This window comes from Mesorhizobium sp. URHB0026 (assembly GCF_054059755.1).
Genome location: NZ_JBSSCN010000001.1, coordinates 2,714,239 through 2,732,225 on the forward strand (window position 1 = coordinate 2,714,239; position 17,987 = coordinate 2,732,225).

General features: G+C 60.9%; 13 protein-coding genes and 1 pseudogene. 6 read left to right on the plus strand and 8 right to left on the minus strand.

Annotation, left to right across the window (positions count from 1 at the left end):
- The first annotated feature begins 28 nt into the window (after nt 1-28).
- From ACVWWD_RS13300 to ACVWWD_RS13315, 4 genes are read left to right on the plus strand one after another with little or no spacing between them, the layout of a single operon-like run.
- Nucleotides 29-1,033 carry an SDR family NAD(P)-dependent oxidoreductase gene (locus tag ACVWWD_RS13300; protein ID WP_023782491.1) on the plus strand — a complete coding sequence of 335 codons (1,005 nt, stop codon included), beginning with the start codon at nt 29-31 and terminating at the stop codon, nt 1,031-1,033.
- Nucleotides 1,030-2,292 (plus strand): hypothetical protein, encoded by a 1,263-nt coding sequence (locus tag ACVWWD_RS13305; RefSeq protein WP_023782490.1) that lies wholly within the window; start codon nt 1,030-1,032, stop codon nt 2,290-2,292. The genes ACVWWD_RS13300 and ACVWWD_RS13305 overlap by 4 nt, the downstream gene beginning before the upstream one ends.
- Before the next feature lie 43 nt (nt 2,293-2,335).
- Nucleotides 2,336-3,538 (plus strand): polysaccharide biosynthesis/export family protein, encoded by a 1,203-nt coding sequence (locus ACVWWD_RS13310; RefSeq protein WP_457103624.1) that lies wholly within the window; start codon nt 2,336-2,338, stop codon nt 3,536-3,538.
- 60 nt (nt 3,539-3,598) lie between these two features.
- The gene (locus tag ACVWWD_RS13315; RefSeq protein WP_352547391.1) at nt 3,599-4,291 is read left to right on the plus strand and encodes a N5-glutamine methyltransferase family protein; all 693 of its coding nucleotides are present in this window, start codon (nt 3,599-3,601) and stop codon (nt 4,289-4,291) included.
- 74 nt (nt 4,292-4,365) lie between these two features.
- Here ACVWWD_RS13315 and ACVWWD_RS13320 read toward each other — a convergent pair whose 3' ends face one another.
- The 7 genes and pseudogenes from ACVWWD_RS13320 to ACVWWD_RS13350 all read right to left on the minus strand — a co-directional run bounded on the left by ACVWWD_RS13320 (nt 4,366) and on the right by ACVWWD_RS13350 (nt 15,892).
- Nucleotides 4,366-4,641, minus strand: coding sequence for an acyl carrier protein (locus ACVWWD_RS13320; RefSeq protein ID WP_015316399.1), 276 nt, complete (start codon nt 4,639-4,641; stop codon nt 4,366-4,368).
- A 52-nt stretch (nt 4,642-4,693) separates the two neighbouring features.
- Nucleotides 4,694-6,247, minus strand: a complete 1,554-nt coding sequence (locus ACVWWD_RS13325; protein ID WP_023782488.1) for a class I adenylate-forming enzyme family protein — start codon at nt 6,245-6,247, stop codon at nt 4,694-4,696.
- On the minus strand, nt 6,244-8,265 hold the full coding sequence (gene asnB, locus ACVWWD_RS13330; RefSeq protein ID WP_457103115.1) for an asparagine synthase (glutamine-hydrolyzing): 2,022 nt from the start codon (nt 8,263-8,265) through the stop codon (nt 6,244-6,246). The genes ACVWWD_RS13325 and asnB overlap by 4 nt, the downstream gene beginning before the upstream one ends.
- 3 nt (nt 8,266-8,268) lie before the next feature.
- The gene (gene nadE / locus ACVWWD_RS13335) at nt 8,269-9,252 is read right to left on the minus strand and encodes an NAD(+) synthase (RefSeq protein WP_352547386.1); all 984 of its coding nucleotides are present in this window, start codon (nt 9,250-9,252) and stop codon (nt 8,269-8,271) included.
- Complete coding sequence (locus tag ACVWWD_RS13340) at nt 9,249-11,978, minus strand: AMP-binding protein (protein WP_352547384.1); 2,730 nt, start codon at nt 11,976-11,978, stop codon at nt 9,249-9,251. The genes nadE and ACVWWD_RS13340 overlap by 4 nt, the downstream gene beginning before the upstream one ends.
- Nucleotides 11,979-12,350: 372 nt before the next feature.
- A complete protein-coding gene (locus ACVWWD_RS13345; protein WP_023771442.1) occupies nt 12,351-12,494 on the minus strand; it encodes a hypothetical protein in 144 nt (47 codons plus the stop codon).
- 246 nt (nt 12,495-12,740) lie between these two features.
- Nucleotides 12,741-15,892 (minus strand): annotated as a pseudogene (locus ACVWWD_RS13350) (GAF domain-containing protein).
- Between the two features lie 355 nt (nt 15,893-16,247).
- Here ACVWWD_RS13350 and ACVWWD_RS13355 point away from each other — a divergent pair.
- Nucleotides 16,248-16,490, plus strand: coding sequence for a hypothetical protein (locus ACVWWD_RS13355; protein ID WP_023771440.1), 243 nt, complete (start codon nt 16,248-16,250; stop codon nt 16,488-16,490).
- Between the two features lie 105 nt (nt 16,491-16,595).
- Nucleotides 16,596-16,880 carry a DUF6894 family protein gene (locus tag ACVWWD_RS13360; protein ID WP_023771439.1) on the plus strand — a complete coding sequence of 95 codons (285 nt, stop codon included), beginning with the start codon at nt 16,596-16,598 and terminating at the stop codon, nt 16,878-16,880.
- A 16-nt stretch (nt 16,881-16,896) separates the two neighbouring features.
- Here ACVWWD_RS13360 and xth read toward each other — a convergent pair whose 3' ends face one another.
- On the minus strand, nt 16,897-17,682 hold the full coding sequence (gene xth / locus ACVWWD_RS13365) for an exodeoxyribonuclease III (protein WP_352547380.1): 786 nt from the start codon (nt 17,680-17,682) through the stop codon (nt 16,897-16,899).
- Nucleotides 17,683-17,987: the final 305 nt, after the last annotated feature.

Genomic DNA, 17,987 nt, shown 5'->3' on the forward strand with positions numbered 1-17,987 from the left:
CTTCAGGTGAAAGAAGGAACACCTGGTTATGAGTTACAATGGCAAGAGAGTTCTGGTCACTGGCGCGGATGGATTCATAGGATCGCATCTGACCGAGGCACTCGTCCGCAACGGTGCCGAGGTGACCGCATTGGCCCTCTATAATTCGTTCGACAGCCATGGGTGGCTGGATGATCTGCCAGACGACATCCGGGGTCATTTGAAACTCGTTCGAGGCGATGTACGCGACGGTGCATTCCTGAACCGCATCGTGCGCGGCCAAGCCGTCGTGTTTCATCTCGCTGCGCTTATCGCGATCCCGTACTCATACGCGGCCGCCCAGTCCTATGTGGAAACCAATATCATGGGGACGCTGAATGTCCTTGAAGCGGCCCGCCAGTGGGAGACGGAACGGATCATTCACACTTCGACCAGTGAGGTTTACGGCACGGCGCTCAGCATGCCGATCAGCGAGTCCCATCCTCTTCAGGGGCAATCGCCATATTCGGCGTCCAAGATCGGCGCCGACATGATGGCGCAGTCCTATGCCAAATCCTTCGACCTGCCCGTCGTGATCCTCCGGCCGTTCAATACATTCGGGCCGCGGCAAAGCGAACGAGCCATAATACCGACAATCATCCGGCAGGCGCTCGATCCAAAATGTGTTTCGATCATGGTGGGAGATACCAGCCCGGTCCGCGACCTGACCTTCGTCGAGGACACAGCGGCTGCCTTCCTGAGGGCGGGTTCAGCCACACTCGAATTCGGCCATGCCTACAATGCTGGAAGCCAGCGTGCCGTGACCATATCGGACGTGCTCGATCTCGTGCTCGAGCTGAGCGACTGTAAGAAGCCCGTCCACCGCGACGAGAGTCGATTGCGGCCGCAAAACTCCGAGGTTCGCGCTCTGCTGGCCGATTCATCACGGCTCGAACGTGAAACCGGATGGACTGCGCAAACGAGTTTGCGCCACGGCTTGGCCAGAACCATCGATTGGTGGCGGGCGCGCCTCGGCGAAGGTCGGGTACGCCGCGAAATGAGCTACATGACATGAGGTTTTACCCGTTTCCATTGGCGCTGCTCCTGATCGCCTTTGCTGTCCTGCTGCGGGCGGCCGACAGCCAAGGAAACAGCATGTCCACGACGTTCGTCGCCCCAATGCCGATGGATCTCCCAGATTATCTGCGTCCCGCGACAGACCCGGCATTCGGCACGAATTTCATGCGCATCACCAAACCAGGCGCACTTGGGGGAGGTGTCGTGTGTGGGACGAAATATTGCAGCCATCGCTATTCGAGCGCTCAAGCCTGGAATGCGGACCAGAGCCTGCTCGTGCTGGCCAATGGCTGCAACGGGCTGTGCTTCCTCGACGGCAAGACATATGCTCCGCTATTCCACCGCGACAAAGGCGGTGAATGCGAATGGCATCCTCGAGACGCAGACGTGATGATCTGCGTGGAGGATCGAAAGATCTCGATATGGGCGCCAAGGACAGACCACGAAGACGTTGTCTTCGTCACGGCTCAATACCACGATCTGCAATTCGGGCCGTCGAAGGGCAATCCAAGCCGTGACGGCAAACGTATAGCCGTCCGCGCTGTCCGCGCCGATGGAAAAGCGGTGGTGTTCGCCTTCGATCTCGCGGATCGATTCAAATTCCCGGACATCGATCTCGCTCAGGTTCCTGGAACCACCAGCTCCTGCACTATCTCCCCGCTCGGCACGAACATCCTTTGCTTTCAAAACCTAGCAGATGGCACGGAGCAGAGGGCCATTCTTAGTGTCGATGGCACCTTGCGACAGAGGTGGACGGACCATCACCGCCCCGGCCACGGAGACCTTACGCTCGATGACGACGGCAGCGAGGTCTATGTTGGCATCAGCAAATCCGGCCCCGACAAGTATCACGTAATCAAGCGAAGACTGTCCGATGGGAAGGTGACCTCCCTGACCGGATACGGCGAAGCAGAGCATGCATCGTCGCGTGCTCTGAAGCGGCCCGGCTGGGTCTTCCTGACCTATGGCGGCAACCCTGAGGAGATATCGGCCAACCCAGGCTGGGCACCATATGCACGGGAAGTCATCGCCTTGCGCATCGACGGCAGCGGCGAAGTTCGGCGCATCGTGCAGACACGCAACGCGCCCTCCGACTACTGGAGCGAAACGCACGCGTCACCTTCGCCGGACGGCACACAGGTGATCTGGTCCAGCAATTGGGGCGTGGCCGGTGGACCGGTTTACGACTTCGTCACCCGCGTCGACTGGCCCGAAAACCAGAATAAGAAGGAGATAGTCGCGAATGGTCAACCTTAGCCGATTCTTCCTTGCGACACTTGCGATGCTTTGCGCCCTGCCGATGGCTGCGGCAGCCGATGCGACGATCTATCGAATTTCGCCCGGAGACACCATCGAGATCGCAATCACCTCGCTTCCCGAGCGGACGCAACGTGCGGTGGTGCAGATGGACGGCACCATCGTTCTCGCCGAGGCGGGCACGGTGCCTGTCGCCGGCCTGACCCCGTCCGAACTTCAGACGCGCTTGCAGGCGATCCTGCCGACCAAGATCTACCACATACGCATGCCGGACGGCCGTGAGCAGGTGGCGGTCGTCAGACCCGGCGACGTGACGGCGATCGTCGCTGAATACCGTCCAATCTACGTGACTGGCGAAGTGCTCGCTCCTGGGCAGCAAGCCTTTCGTCCGCTCATGACGGTTCGGCAGGCGATAGCCGTCGCCGGCGGCTTCAGCCTCTTGCGCGCACGGGCGAACCAGGCTGGGCCGGACCCAACAGACTTGCAGCGCGATTATGAGACGATCTGGGGAGAATACATCAAGGACTATTTCCACAGTGCGCGCATACGTGCCGAACTTCAAAAACAGCCCGATTTCGACATGAAGGCCCCCCAGGGCTTTCCGCTCTCTTCTTCCCTTGCAACCGAAATTGCGCAGGCGGAGGCAGAAGGGCTGAAGCTCTCGCTGGACAATTTCGAGCAGGAGCAGAGCTTTCTGGAGAAGGGCGCCAAGGATGCAGCGACCCAGGTCCAGGCGTTGCTCCAGCGCGAGCAGGACGAAGCCGATGGAGTCAAGGCCGATGAAGAGGATTTGGCGCAGGTGACCAAGCTCTTCAAGGCTGGCAACCTGACCAACAACCGGCTCGCCGATGTCCGGCGCGCGGTGCTTCTGTCCTCGAGCCGTGCGCTTGAAACATCGGTCGAACTCATGAGGGCTCGGCGCCAGCAGGATGATCTTGCAAGGCAGATCGAGCGCAATGACAACCAGAGGCGTGCCGGTTTGTTGAACGAGTTGCGGGATACACACGCGCGCTTAGCCGACATCACTGCAAGGCTGCACGCGGTCAGCCAGAAATTGCAGCCGCAGGGAGCATCCGCGTTGCCGCAGCCGATCGGCGGCGAAACCGTGCGGGCCCAGGTGACGATCATCCGCTCCGTCGATGCGCAATGGCGCAAGCAGCCGGCCGACCTGGATACCGCGGTGGCGCCGGGTGATACGATCGAGGTCAAGTTCAGCAGCGCGCTCGAAAGCGCGGCGGTGCAATAAACAATCCCTGCCGGCGCCGCCGGCAGCGGCAATATCTTCGATGTCGTTGCGAGAACGGTCGTGAGCGAAGAGATCAGCGTCGCCGGCGCTTACAACAAAGGCAGCATTATCTTCATGGGAATGGAGATCCTGGTTGCGCCCGGTGCGCTGGTGCCGCGGCCGGAAACAGAGCTGCTCGGCTCCATTGCAGTAGATGTTCTGCGCGCAATGGACCTGCCGGCGCCGCGTGTGGTCGATATGTGCTGCGGCGCCGGCAACCTGGCCTGCGCGATCGCTAGCCATATCCCATCCGCGCGAGTTTGGGCCTGCGACCTTACCGACGGCTGTATCGACGCGGCGCGGCGAAATGTCCTTCATCATGGCCTGACCGACCGGATTTCAGTGCATCAGGGTGATTTGTTCGAAGGGGTGTCCAGACTGGAGCTCGACGGCACGCTTCATGCCATCGTCTGCAATCCGCCCTACATTTCGGAGAAGCGCCTCGAGGGTGACCGCCGCCATCTGGTTGTGCTCGAGCCGCGAGAGGCATTCGCGGCCGGTCCCTATGGGCTCAGCATTCATATGCGGGTCGTCAAGGACGCGCTGCGCTACCTCCGACCAGGCGGCGTCCTGCTGTTCGAGGTGGGGCTTGGTCAGGACCGCCAAGTCATAAGTCTTCTGGAGCGCAGCAAGGGCTACGCGCAGATACGCACTTTCGCCAACCAAGCCGGTGAAGTGCGGGTGGTCCTGGCAGAGGCCAGGCGGCAGGCATGATTGCATTCGGCCGTTACCGGGCCGACCGTCCAGATCATTGCTTGTTGCGCCAGATCATTTCTTCTTGCGCCAGATCATTTCTTCTTGCGAACGATGAACCGCGCGATTCCTTGAATTGAATCGAGGTTTTCCGGCAGGAGTTCACTGTCTTCCACCGTGATGCCGAAAGTCTCTTCGATGAACCCGATCACCTCGAGCACTCCGGTCGAGTCGACGATCCCCTGATCGAGCAATGATGCGGTGAGGGATAGCGCCTTGACGTCCGCGATGTAGAAATTCGAGGCCAGGAAGCTGCGGATCTGGTTGATATGGATGTCGTCGCTTTCCGCGGCCGATATCATGGAATCCATCTAATCCATCCTCCATTGCAAAGGCGACTTGCGATCGCGCATCTGAAACAATCTACGACAGGGCCGCTTTCTTGAGTTTTCCGGTATCGGTCATCGGCAGGCTGGGCACGATTACGATGGTCTTTGGCACCATGAAATTCTCCAGCCGTTTCCGGCACTCCATCAGGAGCTGCCTTTCGCCGACAATTCTTCCCTGCTCGATGACCACGAATGCCTTGACCGCTTGCCCGAGGAGGTCGTCGGGGACACCGATGACCGCGGCTTCCTTCACCCCAGGGACGTCCATCAGCACGCTTTCCACCTCTTTGGGAGCGACCTTTTCGCCTCGTGATTTTATGATCTCGTCACCACGGCCGACGAAGTACAAATAGCCTTCCGCATCCATCCGGCAGTAGTCGCCCGTGTAGAGGACCTGCTCGCCCGGCAGCGGCCCCGGCTTCAGCTTCCTTGCAGTTGCCTCGGGCTTGCCCCAATAGCCTTTCATCACCGTTGCGCCGCGAACTACCAGTTGGCCAACGACGCCCGGACCGACCCGCCTGCCACCCTCGTCGACGATCCACACTTCTGTATTGGGAATGGCAATGCCTACGCTCAGGGGCTTTCGCCCGAGATCGTCGGGCGGCAGATAGCTGCAGCGTTTGCATTCGGTGAGACCGTACATGGAATAGATGCGTGCGCCCGAAAACAGCTCCCTGAGCATGGCAATCTGCTTGAGCGGCAGGGCGGCCGCCGTATTGGTGACATACCGAATGCTCGAGAAATCGGTGCTCTTCAGCGATCTGAGCTCCGCAAGCGCCGCGAAGATTGTGGGCACGCCGGGAAAACCTGTGATCTGCTCGTCCTTGATGACCTGAAGGATCTGCGCGGGAAAAGCGAAGGAGCGTTCGAGGACGAGCCGTGCGCCGGTGCGAAAGGCCATGATCATCTGATAGAGCCCGTAGTCGAAGGCGAGGGGCAGGACATTCAGGATCACCTCATCTTCACGCAGCTCCAGATAAGAGGCAATCGATGTGCACGCGGCAGTCATGTTGCCGTGCGTCAACATGACCCCCTTGGGTTCGCCGGTGGATCCGGAGGTGTAGACGATGGCGGCGAGATCGATGTCGATCGATTTGCGCGGCGGCGCAACAGAAGGTCTTTCGACGATCGTGTCCCAGCGCACGGCGTGCGGCAATCGGTTGAACTCGGCCTCGTCGATCGGCCCAGAAACAATCACCGCCCGCAGCGAGTGACAGTCGCGCGACGGTTGGCAGAATATCGAGTGCAGATGGCTGTCCGTGATCAGCGCCGTTGGCAGGCAATCGTTGAGCAGGTAATGAAGCTTCTCGCTTTTCGTAAGCGGGTTGACGATGCAGACCACGGCGCTCGCCTTGAGCACCGCCCAGAAGCTGACGACGGTTTCGACCGTGTTGTCGGCGAAGATCATGACGCGGTCACCACGCTCGACGCCCGCCGCAGCCAGGAAATGCGCGATCCTGTCGGAGCGCTCATCGATCTCCGCGTAGGTGACGCGTTGCTTGCCGGCCACCAGCGCGATCTTGCCGCCAAGCCGGCCAGCGGAATGGATGAGGTAGTCCTGCAGAAGTGGTATGGCGCCGTGGATCATGCCAGGACCCTTTCCCGCCGCTCGTGATCGACGTCGATCCTGAGCTTGGCTTTGTCCGCTCCGCCCGGGCGGCTTGCGATGAACTGCTGATGCAGAATCTGGGTCGACAGCACGCCGACCAGTGCCATGTTGTCGGAGTTGGAGAGATCGCCGTCGCCGGCATTGGACCGGCACTTGCCGAGCAGGATAGCCACCGATTTCGGATCGAAGACATTTGCCGCGCGCAATGCCGTGTCCGACAGTGCCTCGCGAATGTAATCTGGTGCATCATGGTCAACGAAGCTAAGCGCGTTTGGCGCCCTGTAGGGCTGCTTCGTGCGGGCAACGACCTGCGGTGGTACGATCGGCTGTGCCGCTCGCTTGAGCACGTGCTTTTCATCGAGGACACGCAGCTTGTATGCGTCAGGAAGCGAATTCGCGAGCGCCACGACATCGTCGTCGAGATAGGGGAAGCGCCCCTCGACCGAGTGTGCCATCAGCATCCTGTCGCCCTGCGAGGAGAGCAGGTAGCCCGACATCAGCGTTCGGATTTCGAGATATTGGTCCTGGGCAAGGAAGCTCCATCGCGAAAATTCGGCGGGGAGGGGGGTGAGCAGTTCGGAGACCGCATTGCGGTGCTGCGAGGCGCCGCGCATGTCGGGGCAGAATAGGCGCTTAATGGCGCTCGTGGTGCGCCAGCGCGTGTCGTGTGCAAAGCCGGGCATGTCGCAGGCATGAAGATCGCGTCCGAAGAACTGTCGCGCCATGGCCTGTTGGTGCACCGGTGAGCGCGACAGATAGGGGTAGAGTCGCTCGAGCAGTCGCGCACGCCGGCTCGAAGCAGGTTGGCGCCCCCAGAAGCGGCGAACCTTGCCTTCGCGGAAAAGGTCGTAGCCGGCGAACATCTCGTCGGCGCCTTCCCCTGTCAGCACAACCTTGATGCCGCGCTCGCGGACCAACTTGGACAGGAGGAAGAGCGGTGCCGGGGCCGTCCTCAGGATTGGCCGCTCGGCGTGGTAGACGACCTCGGGAAAAACCGCTGCAATGTCGCGGCGGGAAATCACCACCTCGTGGTGCTCGCTCGCAGTCGCGGCGGCGACCAGGCGCTGGAAATAGGTCTCGTCGTATTCGGCGTCGGCAAAACGCAAGGAGAATGTCTGGAAGCGCTCCCCCGCGAAACGTCTCCCAAGCGCCGCGACAAGTGAGCTGTCGAGCCCACCGGACAAATAGCAGCCCACCGGCACGTCGGCCTGCACCATCCGCAGCGCCGTCGCGGCTTCGAGCGCACCGCGGACCGCCTCGACGGCATCGTCGCACGAGCCGGTGAACCACTCAGGGTCCGAACCGGAAATCCGCGGATAATGCGGCTCCCAGAAGGCCGTCTCCCGCGCCACGCCACCCTCATAGAGCCGGATATGTCCAGGCTGCAGTTCCTTGACGCCTTCGAAGACGCTCTGGGGCGGGATTACCGTCCAGAATGTGAACGTCTGATCGATCCCTGCCGGATCAAAGGCGCGAGGTATCGCTGTTTCCGCGGCGAAAATGGCTTTGACTTCGCTTGCAAAGAAGACGCAGCCGGCGTGCTCGCAATAATACAGCGGGCAGATCCCGTAGCGGTCACGCGACAGCATCAGTCGGCCGGCAGCAGAGTCCCATATCGCGACTGCCCATTGACCATTCATCCGCTCAAAGGCGGCCTCGCCCCAGGCCTGGTAAGCATGGAGCACGACTTCCGTGTCGCTACGCGTACGGAAGCGGTGACCAAGCGCGATCAACTTGTCGCGCAATTCGACGTAGTTGAAGATTTCGCCGTTGAAGACGATCCATGTCAGGCCGCTGACGTCGGCGAGTGGCTGCTGGCCGTGCAGCAGGTCGACGACGGACAGGCGGGCATGCGCCAAACCCGCGCGTCGGTCGCGGTACAGCCCCCGCTCGTCGGGTCCGCGGTGCGCGAGCGCGCCTACCATACGCAACAGCGCTTCCCGCGAAGGAGGTGGGGCAGTGGCGCTCATCGCGACAATTCCGGCGATCCCGCACATCCGTCAGTCCACCGTCATTGGCACCGAAGGCAAAGGCAGGGCGTGCAGATAGCGTGCCGCTCGACGCTTGGCTTCGATATCCTTGAAGACCTTCTGGACCTCATCTGGTGACAGCCCGGCAACATCCGCGACATCATCAGCGCAGATGCCATGGTTCACGCCGTAGAGGCATAGGTCCGTCTGATGATAGGGCAGGGCGAAATAGAACTCCTCCTGGCTCTGCGCCATGGAGAAGGTGTCGGTCGTCGGCGGCCTGCGCCGGATCTCCCCGTCCACACCGAGATATTCCGCCAGTTGATAGACCTGCGTCTTGTAGAGGTGGACGATCGGCATCAGGTCAGCGATTCCGTCGCCTTGCTTGACGAAAAAACCCTGATCATATTCGAGCCGGTTAGGCGTGCCCGCCACCGCATAGCCGAGACGGTCCGCGTGATAGTACTCAGTCATCTTGCGAATGCGCTGCTTGTAATTGGTCGCGGCCACTATCTGCAGATAGGCCGCTCCTGACAGGCGCACGGTATCGATCTTCCCCTCGGGATCCTGAACGGTGAGACGGGTGATATTGAGGCCTTTGCTCTCCAGCACCGAGGTCAGCACCAGCTTGCATTTCCACCCCTCGCCGTAGTCCGGAACAACGGTGCGAATGGCCTCCATCTGCCGGCTGTAGGCACCGATGGCGTCGAGCGCCGGCGCAATGTCCTCGGCGATGGTGTCGATGCCCAGCTGACCGGCGATAACGCGCCCCAGCCTCAGCGAGTCCCCGGACGAGTCACGCTCCGGCATGAAGATCCCGAACACTCTGTCCTTGCCGAAGGCAGCCACGCACAAGGATGCGACCACCGAACTGTCGATGCCGCCTGAGAGCCCGACCACCACTCCACGCCGGCGGAGCGTGACCAATACCTGCTCGCGCACGGATGCTACGATGCGGTCGACCTCCGCGGCCGCATCCAGTGCCAGAACATCCTTGCCGAACCGCGAAGTCACGCGAAGCTGCCTTTCATGGTCGAAGACTCGGCCGGCGAATAAGTGCGAGCGACCGCCTCCTCGATCAGCGGACGATTGACGCCGATGTGAGGCTCGACGACCAGATCAATGTGGTTGCCAGCAATCGGGATGACCTGCAGGTCCGCGAACACCCGATCCCACCCGATGGCAAGAGGCATTCCCGGTCGCGCGCAACGGAACAGCGTTCCGGTGATCGGGAGCACCGTTCTTGGCTGCTCCAACCAACGGAAGAAGGCCTGCGCACGCAAGACTTCCTGCAACTCCAGCTTGATGCGAAAGCTGGTTGCGTTGAATTGTCCCCGGGAAAAGTGGTCGATGGCGTGGGCAAGACGAGCTTCCTGGCCGACCTTGACCGTGAGCTTCGCCAAAAGACGGCAAGCCATTCTATAGGGTGACATGCGGTTGGACCGGACCCGACGCAAGGTGCGGGTGATTGTCTCCCAGGGACGGCTCCGCTCGCCAGCCAGGCTGGTGTCGAGGATGCCGACAAACTTCACGGACCTTCCCTCTTTCAGCAGGCGCACGGCAACTTCGAACGCGACGGCTCCGCCGAGCGAGTGGCCGAGAAGCCGTACATGCCCCGACGGCTGGATGCGGCTGATCTGTTCAAGCGCGGCGTCCACCATGGCGGCAAGATCGTTCTGGCCGCTGAGAATGGTCGCGAGGCTGGGATATCTTATCGGCCGGACCGTCGCGACTTTACCCATGGCTGAGGCGAAGGCTGCAAGACTAGGCCCATAGCCCACGGAGCCCGGAAACAGAAAGAGAAAAGGCCGATCATGCTCCAGCACATGACCGGGCGCATTGCCGCCTTGTGCGGACGCGACCGCGTTGACCATCGCCTCGGCACTCATCCCGACGGTAAATGCCTCAAGATCCAGTTCCTGGCCGATTTCGTTCTCGATCTCCATGACGCAGTGGAGCAGCTTCAGCGAGTCCCCTCCCGCTTCATCCCATCGCCCGACGGCTGCCCGCGTGTTGAGGACCCTGGTCCAGGCATTCTGTACTGCTTGATGGGCTTTGAGATCGCTGCCTGAAATCGGTAGATCGGCAACTTGGGTAGGCTTCTTGGCCAGAAGATCCATTTTCCCGAGTTTCGCCACATCTATTTTTCCGCCCGCCAGGCGCGGAATATCCTCTACCCTGTGGAGCCGAAGCGGGCGCAGTGGCGGCGGTAGCGTCTTTGCAAGCAGCTGGCGAAGGTCGTCGGCGAAGGCCGGACCGGCGGAATTCCTGGGGATCGCGAAAGCGACCAGTTCGTTGGCCTCGGTCACGATCGTCACCGCATCCTCGACCGACGAGGCGGAGCGCAGGATCCTTTCGACTTCGGCCGGCTCGATGCGCCGACCGTTGATCTTTATCTGCCGCCCCTTGCGGCCGACGATCCTCAGCAGGCCCCGATTGTCCAATTGGACGAGATCGCCGGTAGCGAATATCCGTTGACGTGGATCATCGGGATCCGCCTCGGCAGGGATGACGGTGCCGTTTTCCCAGTGGCCGAGCAAGACGTAGGGGCTCTTGATGACGAGTTCCCCGCTTCCACCCCGCGGTACGCTGTCACCGTCCTCGTTGACGACCGCAAACGCTATTCCTGGCAAGAGCCGGCCGACCGGCACGGACGTTTGGTGCTTTGGTTGAACGCGAGGCAGAAACCATTGTGACCCGGTCGTCTCGGTTGACGAGTAGCCGATCTGTACGAGGCAATGAGCAGGAATCGCCTTTCGCAAAAGGGCAATGTCGGTCCAAAGCACTTTCTCGCCGCCGACGCGGACCACCCTGAGTGATCCGAACGCATCGGCGGGAGCATTGGCCATGAGGGCGCGAAGCAGCGCGGGCACGAGGTAAGTAAGCGTCGCGCCAACCTGCTGCATTCGCTCGCGAACCGCACGCAGACCGATCGCTTCCACGTCGACCATATGCAAAGTGGCGCCGCACAGGACCGAAGTCAGGATTTCTCGACATCCGGCTATGGTGGCGGGCCCTGTCAAGGGGAGGAAGACATCGTCGGAATTGATGTGACACGCATCGGCATATTGGTGCACCCGCCAGAGCAGGCTGCGCTGGCTGTTGACTATGCCCTTCGGAGATCCGGTGCTGCCAGACGTGTAAAGAACCATCGCCGGTGCGTCGACCGATACGGCAGGCAATTGCGTTGACGACAGCCGCTCCGTCGACGCGGGGCTGACAGTCACATCAATCCACCGGATGTCCTCGGGTAAACCCGCATGCCGGTTTCCAACGCCAACAATGGCGCGGAGCCGCGCGACGCCCACGATCTCGTTGACACGGGCGATTGGGTCCCGGGCGTTGAGCGGGACCGAAATCCTTCCCGCCGCCATGCTCGCCAGGACAGCAACGATGTACCAGACGGAGTTTGGTTGATAAATTCCGATCGGCTGCCCTTCGGGAACGACGGCAGCGATCCGGCGGGACAGGACTTCGACGGCAGTTGCAAGCTCGAAGTACGACAGTTGGTTCACGCCGTCATGCACGGCGGCTTTTTCGGAATATTGGGCCGCGACTTTCTTCAGCTGATCGGCAATCCCGACATCCGCAAATGCCGGACTCAACTTTTGATGAAGGCGCAGCGCCGGGCCACCTTGATCCAGGGCGTAGGCCGGGACGTCTATCCATCTGCGGGAGGGCCGAGAATCCTGGTGATGGTCCTGATCCGCTGCTGGTGCATTCAAATACGCCGGGAGCATGGCTTGCCTGAGTTTGCGGTTGATGCCCGGTTATGAGCTTGCAAGAGGGGGAATTCATCGATCATTCTGATGATGAACAAGGCACGGAAAGAGATTAGGCGTCGGCTTCCCTTGCCACGGGCGCGTATTGCGAAGCGAATGAACAGAGAGCATGGTTGGAACCAATCCGCTGTTGAACTGTTGTTTCCCCAGCGTGGAGATGTCCCCTCAACTCCTAGCCGATAGCCCGCTGCACTCCCCGAGGCAGCGGGCTTTCTTGTTTTCACTTGGAAATCGCGGCCTCTCGCGAACAAGCCTGTCAGGCGAGACCAGCCGTGCTGTAAATAGGCTTTTCAGGATTTAGCGTCTTCCCGGGAGACTTGGAGGCTCCCGTCAGGCGCTGTCCTTGTATGACTTCGCCGCCTCATCGATCTTGCGCCAATCGTTGCCGTGGCGACGTACCAGCTCTCTTGCCTGAGCGGGCGACAGGTCGTGCGTTTCGACGACATGCCGGACCTCCGCGTCCTCGCCTTTCAAGGGACGTGTACGACGCCTCTTGGTCGGTTGATCCCCCATCTCTCCATCTCGCCTTGACACGATCGATTCCTCCGGTGTCGCGAACAAGCTGCGAGTGGGGAAAAGGTTTCACTGATGGGTGCATGAAGCCCCGATAGCGTCCGCGGTACGGCAGTTGTCTTGGCGAATGCGCCAATTCCGCCAAGCGCGGCGTTCCGTAAAGCAACTGAAGCGGAGAGGGATAGGTGTGCCTCGGGCCGTGAGCGTTCACTTGCGATCCAGCACTTTACGGATCTTTTCCGCCAATTCGTCAATCGTGTAGGGCTTGGTCAAAAGCTCCGTTCCAAAATCAAGCGTGCCGTTGTGAACAATCGCGTTTCGCGTGTAGCCGGTGGTGTAGAGCACTTTTAGCAACGGGTGCATGCTCTTGACATGATCGACCAGTTCCCGCCCTGACATCTCCGGCATGACCACGTCAGTGAACAGAAGCGACGGCACTTGCCCGCTGGCGACGGCCGCCAGCGCGTCTCGCGGCCCTTGCATTTCCAACACGGAATAGCCCAGTTCCCGCAGCGCCTCCGCAGCCATCAGCCGGACGCGATCTTCATCCTCGACAACCATGATGATCTCGTCCTCACTGCCGGGGTGCTCGCCCGCGACGGACTCGGCCTGGCTGTCGACCACGTCGCCGTGCGAGCGCGGCAGGTAGATTTTCAAAGTGGTTCCGATACCTTGCTCGGAATAGATCTTGACGCTGCCGCCGGACTGGCGAACAAATCCATAAACCTGGCTGAGCCCCAGCCCGGTGCCTTTGCCAACCCCCTTTGTGGTGAAGAACGGATCGAAGGCTCTGGCCAACACGTCGGCAGTCATTCCGGTTCCGGTGTCCGTGACAGCTATCATCACATACTGGCCGGAGGGTATTGCGTTTTCTCTCGCATACCGGTCGTCGACATGGGCATTGGATGTCTCGATGGTCAGCCTTCCGCCAGCGGGCATGGCATCCCGCGCGTTGACGCAAAGGTTGAGCAACGCGCTTTCCAACTGCCCTGCGTCGACTTCCACATGCCATAGTCCCGCGGCGAGCACGGTCTCGATTTGGATGGGCTCCCCAAGCGTCCGGCTCAGCAATTCACTCATATCCGAGACGAGGCGATTTGGATTCAGGCGCTTGGGCGCCAGGGGTTGCTGGCGGGAGAAGGCAAGCAGCCGCTTGGTAAGTTCCGCAGCACGTTGGGCTCCATCGATCGCGCCGGTCACGAACTGGTGGACGTTGGTATCGCCGTTTCTGAGCTTGCGCTGCACAAGGTTCAGCCCGCCGATGATGACAGCCAGCATATTGTTGAAGTCGTGCGCGATGCCACCGGTCAGCTGTCCGACAGCTTCCATCTTCTGGGCCTGCCGCAGGTGCTCTTCTGCTCTGGTGCGTTCGGCGACTTCGTCCATGACACGTTGTTCAAGGGTGCCATTGAGCGTCTGCAGCGCCTTGAATAGTCGAGAATTGTCGATTGCCGTCGCGGCATGGCCCGCAAGCCCCAGCAAGGCCTTCTCTTGCTGTTCGGCGAAGACGCCGATCTCTGCATGACCAAAGAAGAGGCCGCCCAGCACCTCGCCCGAACGCGAGACAACCGGTACCGCAAGATAGGAACGTACTGGCAGATGGCCCTCCGGCATTCCCTTGCGGGGCCAGTTCTTGCCGTAGCGCGGGTCGGCGAGGATGTCGTCGGAGCGAATCACGCTTGTCCCGCGGAAAGTGGGGTCGACACCGCCGTGTTGCGAGGCATTGGAAAATTTTCGAACGCGGAGCGAGGTGCGCCCGACAGGGCGTAGAGCATGTAGCTGTCGCCCTTGTCGTCGATTACATTGTAGAAGAAAGCTCCGAATTGTGCGCCCGACAGCGCTACGCCGGCGTCAGTTACCGTCTGAACAATCCGCTCCACGTCGAGCTCGGCCGCTACCGCGGCAGCGGTGACGTTCATCATCTGAAGCTGATGCTCCACCCGCTTTCGCGCGGTGATATCCATGACGGTACCGATGAAGCGGACCGCGCGCCCTGACTGGAAAAGCGACTCGCCCGCTGCCGCAATCCAGCGTTCCTTGCCGTCGTGCAAGCCGACCGTCCGATATTCGATGTCGTAGCGGGAAGTCGTGCCCGGCGCGAGCGCCTGGCGTACGGCCTCGTCGGCGCGGGCCCGATCTTCTGGATGAATACCCGCCAGGAACGCGCTTTCATATGTTACCTCCGCATCTGGCGGGAGGCCGAAAAGGGCTTTGCACCGGTCATCCCACCGCAGAGCCTTGGTGACGGGATCGTAGTCCCAGGTCCCGATAGCGGCTGCGTCGGTGGCTAGCCGGAGGCGCTCCTCACTGGCCCGGGCCGCCTGTTCCGAGCGAACGCGCTCGATGTGAGCCCAGGACCGCTCCGTCACCTCCGTCAGCAAGGACAGTTCGCGCTGTGACCAGACGCGGGGCTGCTTGTCGTGAATGGCCATCAGGGCGGTCAGACGCCCCTGTTTTACCAAGGGCATGCAGATGGTTGCCGTTATGCCGATGTTCTGAAAGGTCTTTGCCTCCTCGGGCGCAATTTCCTCGAGGTTGTTGTTGATGATGAGCGGCCGATTGGCGCTGAGATTGGTGACCGCCAGGCGGCCAAAATCGGCAAGACTGTAATACCCTCTGATGCTGGGCGAGCCGGGTGCGCTCCAGTCGCCACGGATGGTGAAATGGTCCTGGTCCTGCTCCATGTCGGCGTAGGCGCAAATCGAGACGCCAAGATGTTCGCCCAACAGACGAGTGGTGATCGCCATGACGGCGTCTGCGTCGGCCGCGAGCGCAATCTCCCTTCCAAGACGGTCGAGAAAAGCCAGGCGTTCGGCGTTCTCACGCAGCGCTCGCTCAGCGCGAAGCCGCTCTATGGCGGTACGCGTCCGATCCGCCACTTCCGAAATAAGCGCCACCTCCTCCTTGGCCCAGCGTCTGGGCGCGGAGTGGTTCAGGTACAGCAGCGCCACCAAACCGCCATGCTCGGTAACCGGCATGTTGATGACGGATTGGGCGCTGATGGCTTTGAGAGCCTCTGCATGATCCCTCGTTCGCGGGTCTGTCTCGGCATTTTCGAAGACAACGGTGTCGCCCCGCTTCAAGTCCTCGATATACGAGCCGTAGTTCCTGAAATTCAGGGTCCCAGCCAGGCTTTTGATGCCTGGCGCGTTCCAGTCCCTCTCGATCGTGATGGTTTCTTTCTCAAGATCGATCGTGCCGTATCCGGCTCGGCTGACATCGAAATGTCTCCCTACCAGTTCCGCGGCTGCGTGGGCCAATTCGGCAGGATCAGTAATCTCGCGAATCCGGTCGCCCAGCGCCGCCAACAGCTCGAAGCGTTGCAGTTCAGATTGACGATCGCCTGCAGTGACCCCCATATCGCCCCCGTTTTGCCCGGACTGGATAATGCGATTGACGGCCAAGAGTTCCATTGCGGGCAGGACGCTTCTTTGACGGGCAGGTCGGCGGTTCGCGCGAACACCTTGGGTGATACACGACGAGACGCGGTTCGACGGTCGTGCGGGTTCCGTTGGGCGCTCCGGCGGACCATGGACGCGTAGCGCTAGCCGCGTCGCTATACGCAATTGGATCTTTGTGCGCGAACTTGCCTCGGTCCATCATAGGTTAGCGACACGTCGTGCGCTGTGCCGCATAAGCGAGAGGGTCAGCGGGCATGTAACGCGCTCCGCTGCTTGGGAGACCATCGCACTCTCGCTCGTTTGGAGACGCTTGATGCTTGACCGACCCATTCGCACGGATACCCTCTACCCGAATGACCTGGACACGCTTCGCGCGGTCTTCGACGCGATGTGCCAGGAGTTTGCCATTTTGCCGGACACCGCGGCGGCTCACTCCATCGCGAGAGAGCTGATCAGGCTTTTCCAGACCGGGATCACGGAATCGGCCATGCTGATGATTGCCGTGCGCGCGCGTTGGCAGGACGACTGGCAAAAGGAAGCCAGCAACGCTGCCTGACCGGTGCAGGCGCGCACAATCGGTGCATCCTTTTCGAAACGGTGGCGTTGACCGTCACCCTGCCAGCAATGGCCGATCCGTTATCACCACCGACAGGAGGGATCGATGCCGAAATTTCGTTTCGAGTTTATCGAGGGCATGTCCCAGCCTGCAATCTTCGCCGACATGGCTGATCGGGATGAGGCTATCAAAGAGGCGAAGCGCGCAGCCAAGGAGGCCATGCTTGACGGAATTATCGATGGCGCGGACCCGACCAGTTGGGTGACGAAAGTCTACGACGAGGCGGGTTATCTCGTCGTCACACTTGGATTCCAGGATCTGGTCGCCGCCCCCGAGGATTCGCAGCGATTAAAAGAGGCGGACGAACCTGGCGTCATGCGGTCCGGCTGAAGCCCGATTTCTCAGTTCACCGGGGCCAGTCGAGTTCGATCCAGGCCGGCGCGTGATCGCTTGGCTTGTCCCATCCTCGTACGGACTCATCCACGCCCGCGCCGCCCAGCCTGTCCGTGAGCGAGGGGCTCACGAGAAGATGGTCCATGCGGAGGCCGGAGCTGCGGTCGTAACCGCCCCGGTAGGAAAAATTCCAGTAGGTATAGACGCCTCTCTCGGGACGGATCAGCCTGACGGCGTCGGTCCAGCCATCGGCAAGCAGGTCGGCGTAAGCCTGTCGGCTCTCCGGGAAGTAGACGGCGTCGCCCAGCCATCGTGCCGGAACCGCGGCGTCGATCGGCGCCGGCACCACGTTGTAGTCGCCGCAAAGCAGGCTGGCGGGCGCGTCCTTGATCAGGAGCCGTCCGTAGTCGATCAGCCGCTTGAACCAGCGGAGCTTATAGTCGAACTTCGGACCAGGCGCCGGGTTGCCGTTGGGCAGGTATAGGCAACCAACAACGAGACCGTCGATCTCCGCCTCGATGTAACGGCTATGCGTGTCATCGGCGTCACCGGGCAACCCGCGCCGACGCTCGTGCGGCTGCTTGCCTCGAGCGAGAATGGCTACGCCGTTGTACGACTTCTGTCCGTGCCATATCGCCCCGTAGCCGGCGTTGCTGATGGCATCGGCAGGAAACTTTTCGTCCGATGTCTTCAATTCCTGGAGACAAACGATGTCGTAGTGCGTCTCACCCAGCCATTTGAGCAGAACCGGCAATCGACCGTTGACGCCGTTTACGTTAAAGGTAGCGACCCGGATCATCTGAAGCCTTGAGGCATCCATTCATAAAATGGCGCTCCCCGTTTGAGCGAGTTCGGCAGTGCCTTTTGTCGGCCGCCTCAGCTCTTCACTCATATCATTTATCGCCTGCCAGCCGCCCGACGTCGTTCGAGGATGAGTCATCGGTTGTGTTTCGCAGGTGCTCACCTTGTCCGTTAGGATTAACCGCGAAGCGGCAAGAAGGTTTCGACCCCGAGTAGGAAGCGGTGTGAGAACGAGATCGAAGCTCTCTGGTTGCGGCTGATGCCGGCGGGCTAATGCGGTCTCTCGGCGTGTCGTGCTGGAAC